Consider the following 12,966-nt stretch of genomic DNA (forward strand, 5'->3'; position numbering starts at 1 on the left):
CGATCTGAGCAACCCACCGTTCTGGTCATCGACGCGAACGAGCCACTGGCCGCGGATACTTATGAACTGCGCATCAGTGGCTCTGACCCCGTTGCGCTCGCCGACTTGCAGGCTCAGATCCTGGACGGCGATGACGATGGCACGGCTGGCGGCGATTTCTTGCTGCGCTTCACAGTGGAGATGGCACGATGAGATCCAGCAACGTGCTTCGGAAGTGGCTGGGCCTGGTCGCGTTGTTGGTCATCGGGGGAGTGGTTCACGCAGAGCCTTACTTCGCCGTCCGTGAAGGTTTCAAATGTAGCAGCTGCCATTTCAACGCGGCCGGCGGCGGGATGCGCAACGCTTTCGGCAATGGTTGGGCGCAGGGAGCGCTGCCTGCGCGTCGCATCGAGGGCACGGGAACGGATGCCTGGACCGGAGCGGTGAGTCGCTTCTTTGCGCTGGGTGGGAATCTGCGCGCGAATGCTACCTACACCGATGTACCTAACAGCAATGCTCAATCCGAGTTCGATCTCGAGGAGGCGCGCGCCTACTTGGCGATCACGCCTGTGCCGGATCGATTCGCGGTGTACATCGATCAGCGCTTGGCGCCTGGCGGCAGTACCAATCTGGAAGCATTCGCGCGCTACACGACTCAAGGTCAGCGCTGGAACGTGCAAGCAGGGCAGTTCTATCTGCCCTATGGGTTGCGGTTAGAGGACGACAGCGCCTTCATTCGCCAGGTTACCGGCATCAATTTCGCGACGCCGGATCGCGGCGTGCAGCTCGGTTTCGAATCGAACCGCTGGTCTGCGCAACTGGCCGTGTCCAACGGCACTGCGAGTGGACCGGAACTCGATGAAGGCAAGCAGGTGAGTTTGCGCGCTGAACACGTGCAGCAGGGTTGGCGTGTCGGCGCCGGCTTCAACTTGAATCACACCGATGCCGGCGATCGACGCATGCAAGGCGTGTTCGCCGGATTGCGCACCGGCCCCATCACCTGGCTGGCTGAAGCCGACTATTTAACGGACCAAACGCTCGGCGTCACGGAACGCAAACAATGGGTGGGTCTGATCGAAGCCAATTGGCTGATCACCCCAGGCCAGAATCTAAAACTCACCGCCGAAGTGTTCGAGCCCGACACCGATGTGGACGAGGACGAACAGAACCGCTTCAGCCTGCTGTGGGAGTTCTTCCCCATTCAGTTCGTGCAGTTACGTGTCGGCGCGCGTGTGTACGATGGCATTCCTCAAAACGATTTACAGAATCGCCGGCTGTACTTCGTGCAGCTACATGGCTTTTTCTGACACGACCGGACGCGTCAGACGCGCCTCATACCCCCGGCGCGTTTCATGGATTCATTGCGGATCGAAGACAAACCCATCTGTGGACCCGCGAGCAAATGCACCGAATGCAAATCGCAGCGGAGTTGCGCGTAGGCGTTGGCGATATCGCGGCGGACCACGCGCGGCGTCAGCTTGAGCTTGACCGCGATTTGTTTGTAAGTGAGCTCGTCGTTGATGTGCAGTAACAAGACCGCGCGCTGACGCGTCGGCAGCCGGCCTAGCGCTAGCTGTACTTGCTTGTCGAGCAGCGTGCGATCAGCGGAGCTTTCCGGCTCGTGCTGTGGCTCGATTTGCAAATCCTCGAGCCCGGCTTCGTCGTGCGGCAGTTTGTTTCTGGCGCGCTCGTGCCACTCGTTGACCACGTTGGTGGCGATCCGGAACAGATAACTCTGCGGATACTCCACCACGGCTTCGTCGCTATAGCGCAGCAGGCGTAGGAACACCTCTTGCGCTACGTCGTCCAGGTCCGCGGCTTGGATGGACGAGCGGCTGGATAGCCACCGGCACATGGCGCCGCGCCAGGTTTGAAACCATTGAGTCAGACGCGCATTACGCGTCTGATTACTATCTTCCCCCTCAGTCGCCGCATCCGTGGGCATGGCCTCCTCGAGGCCTTGTATCGAAGCATCCTGCCTGTACCGATAAGTGGAATCTGTTCTGAGTGCAGATTGATCGGGCGGCATCGCAAGCCCCATCCCCGGTTGGCGTCTAAAGCGCGGTGAATAATGTTCAGTACATGGCGGCATATACTGAATTTCGGTCAAAACTAGAGAAGACCGAATCGGATGTCAAGACGTCGTAACATTTGTGCTTTACCGCAATTTTTCAGGCAAACCGGTTCGAGCGCTGGGGCCGATTGCGGACGGCCCGAGAAACTCAGCAGTCCCTTAGGAAGATGACCGGTCGCTGCGATCGATCCCACCCGTGTCGAGGCCGCCCCTAGCGGGAACCCACCTCGCCAACGCTGCGCGCAACGTCGCGCGACTGAAAGGTTTGCCCAAATAATCATCCATGCCTGCGGCCAGACAGGCTTCGCGTGCGGCACTTGTAGTGTCAGCTGTCAATGCGATGACAGGAACACGACGGCTGTTGCCTTCGCGACGACGCAGCTCGGTGGTGGCGGTGAAACCATCCATCACCGGCATGCGGCAATCCATCAACACCACGTCGTAAGTTTTGTTTGCAAGCATGTCGAGCGCGTGTTGGCCGTCATGCGCAGTGTCGACTTCGAGGCCGAGCGCAGTGAGCATGCCCTCTGCGACATCACGATTCAGCGATTGATCTTCGACCACTAATACGCGCAAGCCTGGCGCCAATGCCAGCGCCGGCGTCGGCGTCGCGATGGCTTGAGCGAAGTCGTTGCTGGGATCGCCAGTGAGCGTCCTATGCAGCTGAGTGAGGCGCACCGGTTTGGTGATTTCGGCGTCGAACCAATGCAGATCCAGCGCCTGCGACTGCGTCAGATTCACGAAGTTGGCGAGACGAATCAGTCGCGGTCGTACCGAGCGTTCGGCCAGCGCCGCCTGCAGCTTCTCGACGGCAATACTGTCGAGCAACGAATGATCGATGATGACCACGTTGTATGCAGTGGCACGCAATTCACGCAGGATTTCAGGCACAGAACCGGCATCGGTGACGTGCGCGCCCCACTGATCCAAGGTCTGAGCGATGAAACGACGCACGGCTGCGTTGTCGTCGGCGACCAGCACGCGCAGGCCGCCGATATCGACGGGGCCGGAGGCAGCTTGCGCGGCAGCGTGGGCCAATTGCAGGGACAGCTCGACGCTGAAAGTCGAGCCGGCGCCCGGCATGCTCACCAGAGACAAACGTCCGCCCATCAGGTCCACCAGCTGACGCGCGATGGCCAGTCCCAGGCCGGTGCCGCCGTAACGGCGCGTCGTGGAAACATCTTCCTGGACGAATTCTTCGAAGATGCGCGACTGATTGGCGGGCTCGATACCGATCCCAGTATCGGCTACTTCGAGCCGGATACGCAGCCGGTCGCCCTCGATGTCGGGCGCGGCCAAGCGCAAGGTTACTTCGCCGCGTTCGGTGAACTTCACAGCGTTGCCGCCCAAGTTCACCAGGACCTGTCGAAGCCGTACCACATCGACTAGCACGCGTGGCAGCGGCCGAGGCGGAGGTTCGCAAAGCAACTCGATGTTCTTGCCGGACGCGCGTGCGGCCAGCATTTCGGCGGTTTGTTCCAGCAACTCGACCAGGTCGCAATCCACCGGTGCCAATTGCAGACGCCCGGCTTCGAGCTTGGAAAAGTCCAGCACGTCGTCGACGATGGCGAGTAACGAGTCGGCGGAGCGGTGGATGCCGTCGACGAAGCGCCGTTGCACCGGATCGAGCCGCGTGTCGAACAGCAGCTCGCTCATGCCGAGCACGCCGTTCATTGGCGTCCGCAGCTCGTGGTTCATGCGAGCCACGAAGTCGCTTTTGGCACGACTCAGTACCAGCAACTGATGATTACGCTCTTCCAGCTCGTGGGTGCGAATCTGAACTTCATTCTCCAGCTTGCGGCTGTAATTGAGCTCTCGCTCGCGTCGTTTACGTTGCAAATGCCACAGGTAGCCGGCAATCAGCAGGGCAATCGCTGCGTAGCCCAGGCGTGCCCAGAGGGTGTTCCACGGCGCTGCGCCGACATGAACGGGCACCGCCAGCTCCTGCTGATTGGCAATGCCATCGGCGTTGGTCGCGCGCACTCGAAAGACATACTCACCTGCATCCAGGTTGGTATAGGTGGCGCGATGCAAATGGCCGGCGTCGATCCAATCGCGGTCGAAGCCGTCGAGCCGATAGGAGTAACGATTGTTCGCCGGCGATATGAAATCCAACGCGGCGAATTGGAATGTCACGAGTTTATCGTCGTAGGCCAGCTGCAGCGGCCGCTCGACGCCGGGCAGCTCCGGCAACGGCAGCTCTTTGTTCAAAATCGACACGGCCGTCAACGCTACCTGCGGCGCCGGCGAGTTCGGAGTGACGGCGGCCGGCAAGAAGGCGTTGAACCCGCCATTGCCGCCAAAATACAGCGTGCCGTCGCGACCGCGATAGTGAGCGTTGAAGTTGAATTCGTCAGCTTGCAGGCCCTGCGCTTCGCGGAGCAATCGGCTGGCACCGCTGCGCGAATCGAGGTGCACCAGGCCGTTGTTCGTGCTGAGCCACAGGTCGCCCTGGCGATCCGACTCGATGCCATACACCACTTGGCTCGGCATGTTCGCGAGTCGAGTGTCGCGCTGAAAGCGCACGGTGGCTGGATCGGCGGAGCTACCAACCACGCGGTCGAGTCCGCCGCCTGCCGTGCCGACCCACACAGTGCCGTGATCATCGACGTGCAGAGCGTAGATGGTGTCGTCGCTCAAACTGCTGGGATCGCGGTCGTTGCGACGATAGTAATGAAATCGCCCCGACACTCGGTCGAGCAGGTTGAGGCCGCCGCCGATGGTGCCGACCCACAGATTGCCGCGCAGATCTTCGGTGATCGCGCTGGCACGCGGACTGCTGAGTGCGTTGCTGTCCGCGCTGCTGTGAGGGTAGCGAATGAGTTTTCCGTCGCTGTGTTCGATGCGGGCCAGGCCGCCGCCAAAGGTTCCCACCCACAGATCGCCGTCGCGATCTTCGAACAGCGACATGATGCCGTCCGCCGGCAAAGTGCTCGGATCCGCGGCATTGTTTCGGTACGAGCGGACGACGCCGCGCTTACGATCGAAGCGCGTGAGGCCGCCGCTCATCGAGCCGATCCAGAGCGCTTCACTACGGTCATATAGCAACGTCATGACCATGTTGTCGGCGAGTTGCAACGGCGCGGGCGAGTCTTTCGTATAGCGGCGTTCGCGATGCTCGCGAGTATCGATCTCGACCAGTCCTTCGGCAGTGCCGACCCAAACGGTGTTCATGCCGTCGTCGGCGAATGCATTCACCGGGGTGTTGGCCAGCATGCCGCTGCGATAATGGCCGAGCGCCCAGCTTTGCGGGCTCCAGTGACTGGCGCCGCCGGCTCGAGTGCCGACCCAAAGTACGCCGCCGCGATCCTGATACAGCGACATCACATCGTCGTCGCGCAGGCTGTGTTGATTGTCGGCATCGCGGCCGTAACGCACGAAGCTTTGCGAGTCGCGATTGAACAGGTTCAGGCCGGAGGAGGTGGCGATCCAGAGCCGATGCGCGTCGTCTTCCATGATGGCGCGCACGCGGTCGTTGCTGAGCGAACGCGGATCGTTGGCGGCGTGGCGAAAGGCCGTGACTTGTTTGGTCTTTGGATCCAGCCGATATAGACCGGTGTCGAAAGCGCCAATCCATAGCGCGCCGGCATGATCTTCGAAGATCGCGCGGACGCGGACGTTGTCGAGCGCGCTGTCGAAGTCGCCGCTGCTGGGCTCATAACGAGCCAGGCCCTTATCGGTGCCAACCCAGAAGCCGCCGGCTCGATCCTGGTAGAGCGCGAACAACGCATCGGCTGCGAGTGAGCGCGGATTGCTGGCGTCATGACGGAAGTGACGCGCGCGACCGGTTTGCGGATCGAGCACGTCGAGACCATGTCGCTCTGTGCCGGCCCAGATGCGACCGTCGGCGTCGATCAGCAGGGTGCGTATCGCGTCGCTGGCGAGGGTTTGAGGATCGTCGGGGTTGTGGCGGAACTGTTGGAAGCGATCGTTACTTCGGTCCCAACGCGCGACGCCACCGCCCATGGTGGCGAGCCATAAGTCGCCGCGCGCGTCTTCGGCGATTTTCCACACGTAGTCGCTCGCCAAGCCGTAGTCATTGCCACGCTCGCGACGGTATTCGCGGATCGAGTAGCCATCGTAACGATCGAGGCCGCTCTCGGTGGCGAGCCACAGGAAACCTCGCGAGTCCTGCAGAACGCTCATTACCGTGCTTTGAGACAGTCCGTCGCGCACGGAGAGATGCTCAAAGTACATGGGCCGTACTGGCGGAACGGGAGGCGTCGCTTGCGCGGAGAGAGCCGCGCAAGCGAGCAGGGCAGATAGCCAACCGAGCGTGCGTGAACGCACGGCTCTACTACTGGTTATTCCTGAGCGGCCGGCTCGATGCCAGTGCTGGACGGCGTGGCGGTGTTGCTCCATGTGTATCCATTGCTCCACGTGTAGCCGTTGCTCCAGGTGTAACCGTTACTCCACGTGTAGCCATTGCTCCAGGTATAGCCGCCACTCCAGGTGACTTCGTCCGTGGTCGGCGGGCTGCCATCCCATAGCAAGCCGTCGAGTGTCGATGCGAGTCCGACCAGCAACTGACCCAACAGCGGCAGGCTGCCGAGCGGGCTCAATAGCTGAGTCAGCAAGCCCGCGGGCTCTTCGACTTCCATGATGTAGTAGTTGCCGTCGGCATCTCGATTCGCGCGTCCGCCGTAGTGCTGAATGCCGGAGAGATCAGCGGCGACGTTCAAACCCTTGTTGGCGCAGTTCGACGCAGTGCTGTAGATCGAGTCCTGCGCGTTCACGAGGCCGGCGCCTTGTTGAAACACGGAATAGGCGAGCATGCCGTTCGAGTGCACTGCCGGCCGCGCGCCATCCATGAGGCGACATTTCACAGTGTCCGGCGAGAGGCCTGGATTAGCGTCGAGTAACAGCGCGACCACGCCGCTGGTCACGGCTGCTGCCTGCGATGTACCCGACATGGTGATGTCTGGATATCTCAGGTCCACCCACTGCGGGAATCTCTGCGCGAGCGTGCCTGCATCCGGTGCATACGCGCGAATGTGACCACCCATCGCGACGACTTCGGGCTTCACGAAGCCTTCGTAGGTTGGGCCCGCGGATGAGAACGACGCGAGTCGATACGCGCTCACTTGCGTGGGCTGGTAACTGTCTGTAACCGCGCCGACAGTGATGACGTAGGGATTGTTGCCCGGAACACCGATGCTCATCGGTTCCGGGCCCGCGTTACCGGCCGCGACCACGACCACGAGGCCCGAGCCCCACGCGGCCATGACTGCTTGATTGAGCGGATCGTCCCAATAGTGCGACTGAACCGGTGCGCTCAACGAAAGGTTGAGCACGCGAATGCCGTATGCCAGGCGCTGATTCATGGCCCACTGAATGCCGGCGATGACGTCGAAGTAGCGGCCCATGCCTTGGCTATCCAGCACGCGCACCGACACTAGATTCACGCCAGGCGCGACGCCTTGATATTTGCCGGTCGCGGCGATGCCGCTGCTGGCGATGATGGAAGAAATGTGAGTGCCATGACCGTTCAGGTCGTTGATGTCACGGCTGTACTTGTTCAATGACAGCAGCGGATACGCCGACGGATTTTCGCGCGCAAGGATTACATCGTACTGAGCGAGCACACGAGGATTGCGCCCTGTCGAGGATTGTTGAAGCGGACCTTTCTGTTGCCACACGCCCGTGTCGAGCACCGCGACTGTGACACCGCGACCCGTCACGCCGCCGGTGTGCATCGAACTCGCACCAACTTGGGTCGGATAATAGGTTTCGGGCAGCGGTTGGGGGCTGGCACTCGATTTGACTTGCGCATCGTCATACACGCGCAGGCCTGCTACTGGATCTTCCCAAAGCGTCGCCAGTTCGCGACTGTCGAGCGAGGCACCAACTGCGCGAATGATTGTGAGATCGCCGGTGACGACGCCGCCCGCGTGTTCCACGGCGCGGCGTGCGAGATCGACGCTTGCTGCTTGCACGATATAGTTCTGTCGAACGCCAGCGGGTGCGTTATGTACAGGACGCGCGTTCGTCGCGAATGCGGTCGGCTCAGGTTGCGCGGGAGTCGATGTTTTATTCGCCGGTGTCGCGGCGGGTGCCGGTGCCACCGATGTTTCTTCCCGTTGCGATAACAAAACCGCGCAGATCACAGCTGCACCGAGTGCGCCGGCTCCGAGCAGCCAACGTCTACGCCGATCGATCTTCCCCATCGCGTTCTCCGTTCTGTGTCGGCAAGTGACCAACCTTATCGTGCCGCGTTTCTAACCGAACACAGCTGCTGACAACAAGCGAACTTACATCATTCCGTGATACGGACCGCGGGCAACCGTGACTACGATCTCGGAACCACCGCAGCAAGCTGCTTCGCAACTTGCTCTAAGTAATGTTCCAACGCGGCGCGACTCGCTGGAGCAAGCGCAACGAAGTCACGGCGCGCGTCCAGCGGATCCGGATTGCGCACGATGTGGCCGGCCTTGACCAATTCCCGGATGCGCCGCAGCGCGGTGGTGGAAGAGCTGGGTTCGATGGAAATGCTCAGCGCCGAGACCGACATGCGCTGTGAAATTTTTTCAGCCCTAAGCAGTTCTAACAGAAGGTCCCACGCCACATCGTCGAGTTCGCCGAGCGGCGGGACTGCTTGTCGAGGTCGGCGCAAGTGATCCAGGCCCAGCGCGGCAAGATCGCCGCGCGGCGCTTCGGCTTTGGGTTCTGGTGCAGTGGAGTGTGAATGTTTCCACGCGTTCAGCGCGGCGGCCAATGCCTCGGCCTGTTGTGCGAGCACCGCCGCCTGATCTTGCAACTGCGTGGCAACACGGCTCTTATCCACACGCTGCATGGCGCTGCGGACTGCATGCAGAAGCTCTTGAGGCCGCACGGGTTTCACCAGGAAGTCGACGGCGCCGAGCCGCAGTGCCTGCACCGCGAATTCCACCTCGGGATAAGCAGTGAGGAAGATAAATCGCGGTAGCGACGCCGCGCCGGTCAGCGAGCAAACGCTTTGTAACAGACTGATACCGTCCATGCCCGGCATGTGGATGTCGCTGATCGCGACCATGATGTCCGGCGTGGTGCGCAGGGTCGTAAGCGCTTGCTCGCCGCTGAGCGCGGGCAGGCAGTCGTAACCATCCGCCTCCAAGACCGAACGCACCCACAACACCATCGACGAGTCATTATCTATGACCAGGACGCGGCCGCGGACCGCATCGACAGGGGGAGGAGCATCGGCAGATTGCGATTTCATCCGTGGTTCCGTTACGTGTACCCGGCCGACAGGTAGACGCACGCAATGTACCCTATCCGGACCCGCAGTCGACACCACTGAGATATGTCACATTCCATTGAGGCGGTCGCGGTATTCGAGGGCTCTGTATTTGATGACTTGGTCGCGAGCCTGGTTGAGCCTGCCACAGTGGCCGCGCTGTATCGCAAGTTCGTCGGGAACGCGGCGCTTTTCATCGGTGAGCTGGCTACTCAAGATGCCGTCGCGCGCGTCGAGACGTTGCATACGCTCAAGGGCAGCGCGGCCATGATGGGTGCCAGTCGTTTGGCTGCCGAGGCGGCGGCGTGGGAGGTGGGGGCTCAGCAATCCGTTCAGGTTGAGCAGGCAATGACCCAGTTGAATGCCGAGTTAGCGAAGTTTCGCGTGGCGGCCGCCGAACGGCTCCGCGAGCTGGGAGTGTCGCTGGAGCCGTGAAAGATTTGCGTCAATTTGGCGCAGATTCCGGCGCGGCGAGGCCGCGTGAGGTCACAACTCCGCCGGACCGATCAAAGTCGCCACGGCTTCGACCAGCGTGTCATGGAACGTGCCTTTGATGACGTAGTAGTTGGCGCCGGCATCGAAACTGCGCCAGCGCTGCTGCACGTCACCGCCATCGCACGCGATCAACACGGGCAGACGCACGAAGCGAGGGTCCTTGCGGATACGCCGAGTGAGTTGGATGCCGTCGAGCAGCGGCATGTCGACGTCGGCGAGCACCAGATCGAAGTTACCTGTGAGCACCGCGTACCAAGCCTCGATGCCATCGGACGCGGTCACCACGTCGTAGCCGCGATACCGGAGCAGCTTCCGTTCCAGCTCGCGGATCTCCAGCGAATCGTCCACGACCAGCACCGGTTTGCCTTTGGCGGGTGTTTGGCGTTCGCGCGTCTTTGTCTTGGAGTTTGCTTTGAGCTTGCTTGGCGGCAACTTCGCCATGCAGTCGAGCAGTTCGACGCTTTGGACCATGAGACCGATCAGCTCCTGCTGCATCTCGATCTCGCCCCGGCGCATGGCTGCCAGGCAATCCTCGATGGCTCGTGCCAGCCGCGCACCGGCCTCGAGCCCGACCATCTGCGCTGTGCCTTCGAATGAACGGGCCGCAGCCGCGCACGCGTTGAGCTGATTGGTTTCGAGAGGAGCGCGTGCCAGTGCCAGCACGCAGTTACTGAGCAACTGGGCCTGCGTTTGCGCCTGCAGGCGAAGCAATTCCATCATGACCATGGCCGCGAGCACCCTCCCGAAACTGCTCGGGATTGTGCTCACGTCATGGCGGGTGCCATGGAGTTGTCTGCGCCAATTTGGCGACGATAGAGCTATCTATGCCAAGGCCGGCCGTACTAGGTCGATCAGGGCTGCCTCACAAAGAAGTCGTCGTACTCCGCCGAGGTTCTATAGGTGGCCAGCCCATAGCGACCTTTAGTGAACGTCGTGTCGTTCGCTTCGAGCACCAGCTGGTTGTTCACATACACGCGCAGCGCTGTATCTATGTTCTCCATTCGTATGTTGAACCAGATTCCCGGCGTCACTGTCAGCGGCGCAGTGTCGAGCACCGTGATCGCGCCGTTGATCAGCCGGCGCAACGAGATCTGGTTGGAGCTGCGCAAGGTCACGTAGTAATAATTGGAGTCGTTCTGGTAACGAGTCAGCAGGCCGAACCAGCGATCGCTACCGTTGAAGCTGACGGCTTTGAGTTTGGTCTCGATCACCAAATCATCTACTGCGACGCCAGCGATGTTGCGAGCGTCGGCGGCGCTGGAGGTTTGCACGAAGGTGTCGGTGTCGTCATTGACAGTCCAGTTGCCGGAACCGGTGGGCAGCCATTGGCGGCGCTCGCGGAATTCCTGCGGAGCCTCGGGATCGACAAAGATGTCGAAGGTGTCTCGGAACATCCAGCCCAACGGATTCGGGCTGATGACCACGTTGTCGTAGTCGGCGGCGACTCGATAGGTGCGCAAGCCAGCGAGGCCGTGCGTCAGCGATGAATCTCGAGCCTGCGCGACTAAGTTGCCGTCGACATAAACGCGCAGCCAGGTGCCAACGGCTTCCATTCGTACCTTGTACGTTCGACTGAGCGAGACGGTGAGAGGCGCGGAGGCGAGCGTGATGAACGCGCCGTTCACGATCTTTTTTATTTGCACCACGTTGCTGGTGCGAACCGTGGCGTAGTAATAGTTGTTGGCGTCGCTCTGGCGCACGAACAACCCGAACCAACGATCCGCGCCCGACACGGCGGTGGGCTTGATGTAAGCCTCGATGCTCTGATTGGTCCAGTCGACGCTGCTCCGAGTGCTCACGGCTTCGGCAGCGAGATTGTTCTGCCGATACACACGCGAACCGGTGCCTGCGACCACTGACCAAGCATTGCTCGGCGTGTGCAGCCAGCCTACTGAGTTGTTGTCTTCAAAGTCGTCCTGGAGCAGTTCGGGTTGGCTGAGTGTGGTGGGCAATTGAAAGACGTAAAGCTTGGTGCCATCGGCAGGTACGCTGACGATGCGGTTGCCGCTCAGTTCCACCGCTCGACCCAGGCCGAGTTGTTGAGTCGCATCGCTGGCCATCAACTTGGCGATGGGTTGATAGCCGGCGACGCCGTTCACGCCACGTTTGTAAACCATGATGGAACCGCCTTCGCTGCCGCGGTCCTCGTCGGTGTATAGACCGATGAGTGCGGTGCCGCCGGCTGCGCCGAGTCCGGCGATGTCGGTCATATCGACCCGCACTTGTTCGGACGAACCGATTTGAGTGGGCGAGGTGTCGAAGACCCAGTTGCCGCCGGAGCGCACGAACAGTCCGGTCTTGGAAGGGCCGATGGTTGGTGCGCCGCTGATCAGAATGTAATTGCCGTCGAAGGCCGTCCAAGTCAGCGGTTTGAAGTTAGCCGGTTCCGTCAGTAACGCGGTACGAGTCCAGGCGCCCGGCGTGCCTTCGAACAGATGAGCGGTGACAATCGCTTCGACGCCGATGGCTTGATAGTGCGTCAACAGCACTGAGTTGCCCGATAGCTCGACGTTGGCAGCGTACGTTTCGTGTGAAAAGCCGCCGGTTGGGTTGGCCACCAGGCTCTGCAGATAACTCCATTGGCCCGCGGTGTTCTTGCGATAGACCAAGCCGACGGAGCGCAGCACGCCACTCATCAGCGCGGTGCTGCCGACGACTATGAAGCCGTTGCCGACCGCGACATCCGGGCCTTGATTGCCTCCTTGTAACAACAGATTCGCGGTTTGGGTCCAACCGCCGGCGCCGCGTTCGAATACATACAGCCGATTCTCCGAGACTACGGCGGCGACATTGCCTTTCAGGTCGACGGTGATGACTCGGGTGCTTTCGCTCAGCGGCGTGGTTTTGGTGAAGATTCGAGTCGGCGTCCACGTGCCATTGCTGGCGCGCTCCAGAATGTAAACCGCTTGTGGATCGTCGACGACGTAGGGCTTGTGCGCCGCCGCTATGATCCGGTCGCCGTCGACGGCCAGCATGCTGGTGCTGGCCGGCGGGATCCAGAAATAGTCAGGTTCGGGCGGCACGATCCGCGTGGTTTCTTCCAAAACCGGCGGTGCGGCCAAGCTCAATGTGCTGGGAAGTAGCGCGAGTGTCAGCAAGATCAGCCGGGCGACCGACATTGGTCCCAGGCGATGGGCGGCGAACATGACGTTTCTCCTGCCAGGTCGGAGTCGTGCACGCAGTGTTATGAACTTGGAATGGC

General features: G+C 61.2%; 9 protein-coding genes. 3 read left to right on the forward strand and 6 right to left on the reverse strand.

Annotated elements, in window-relative coordinates; translation table 11 throughout:
- Window positions 1–192 (forward strand): hypothetical protein (locus tag JNL55_RS20635; RefSeq protein WP_293858145.1); only part of this gene is annotated, 192 nt, incomplete at its 5' end.
- Window positions 189–1,286: a hypothetical protein gene (locus JNL55_RS20640; RefSeq protein ID WP_293858148.1), complete on the forward strand. Its 1,098-nt coding sequence runs from the start codon at window positions 189–191 to the stop codon at window positions 1,284–1,286. The genes JNL55_RS20635 and JNL55_RS20640, both read left to right, overlap by 4 nt.
- A gap of 14 nt (window positions 1,287–1,300) precedes the next feature.
- Here JNL55_RS20640 and JNL55_RS20645 read toward each other — a convergent pair whose 3' ends face one another.
- The 4 genes from JNL55_RS20645 to JNL55_RS20660 form a co-directional block, all read right to left on the reverse strand.
- Complete coding sequence (locus JNL55_RS20645) at window positions 1,301–1,924, reverse strand: RNA polymerase sigma factor (protein WP_293858151.1); 624 nt, start codon at window positions 1,922–1,924, stop codon at window positions 1,301–1,303.
- A gap of 288 nt (window positions 1,925–2,212) precedes the next feature.
- Entirely contained in the window at window positions 2,213–6,415 is a 4,203-nt protein-coding gene (locus JNL55_RS20650; RefSeq protein WP_415923126.1) for a two-component regulator propeller domain-containing protein, read from the reverse strand.
- Complete coding sequence (locus tag JNL55_RS20655) at window positions 6,358–8,220, reverse strand: S8 family peptidase (protein ID WP_293858157.1); 1,863 nt, start codon at window positions 8,218–8,220, stop codon at window positions 6,358–6,360. Before JNL55_RS20655 ends, JNL55_RS20650 begins: the two co-directional genes overlap by 58 nt.
- Before the next feature lie 122 nt (window positions 8,221–8,342).
- Window positions 8,343–9,251, reverse strand: coding sequence for a response regulator (locus JNL55_RS20660; RefSeq protein ID WP_293858160.1), 909 nt, complete (start codon window positions 9,249–9,251; stop codon window positions 8,343–8,345).
- 168 nt (window positions 9,252–9,419) lie between these two features.
- Between JNL55_RS20660 and JNL55_RS20665 the strand changes: the two genes are divergently transcribed.
- Window positions 9,420–9,704 carry an Hpt domain-containing protein gene (locus tag JNL55_RS20665; protein ID WP_293858163.1) on the forward strand — a complete coding sequence of 95 codons (285 nt, stop codon included), beginning with the start codon at window positions 9,420–9,422 and terminating at the stop codon, window positions 9,702–9,704.
- A 51-nt stretch (window positions 9,705–9,755) separates the two neighbouring features.
- On the opposite strand, the gene JNL55_RS20670 is transcribed toward JNL55_RS20665, so the two are convergent.
- Window positions 9,756–10,490, reverse strand: coding sequence for a response regulator (locus tag JNL55_RS20670; RefSeq protein WP_293858166.1), 735 nt, complete (start codon window positions 10,488–10,490; stop codon window positions 9,756–9,758).
- A 125-nt stretch (window positions 10,491–10,615) separates the two neighbouring features.
- Window positions 10,616–12,910, reverse strand: a complete 2,295-nt coding sequence (locus JNL55_RS20675; RefSeq protein ID WP_293858169.1) for a hypothetical protein — start codon at window positions 12,908–12,910, stop codon at window positions 10,616–10,618.
- Window positions 12,911–12,966: the final 56 nt, after the last annotated feature.

Source organism: Steroidobacter sp. (assembly GCF_016790065.1).
Lineage (GTDB): Bacteria > Pseudomonadota > Gammaproteobacteria > Steroidobacterales > Steroidobacteraceae > Steroidobacter.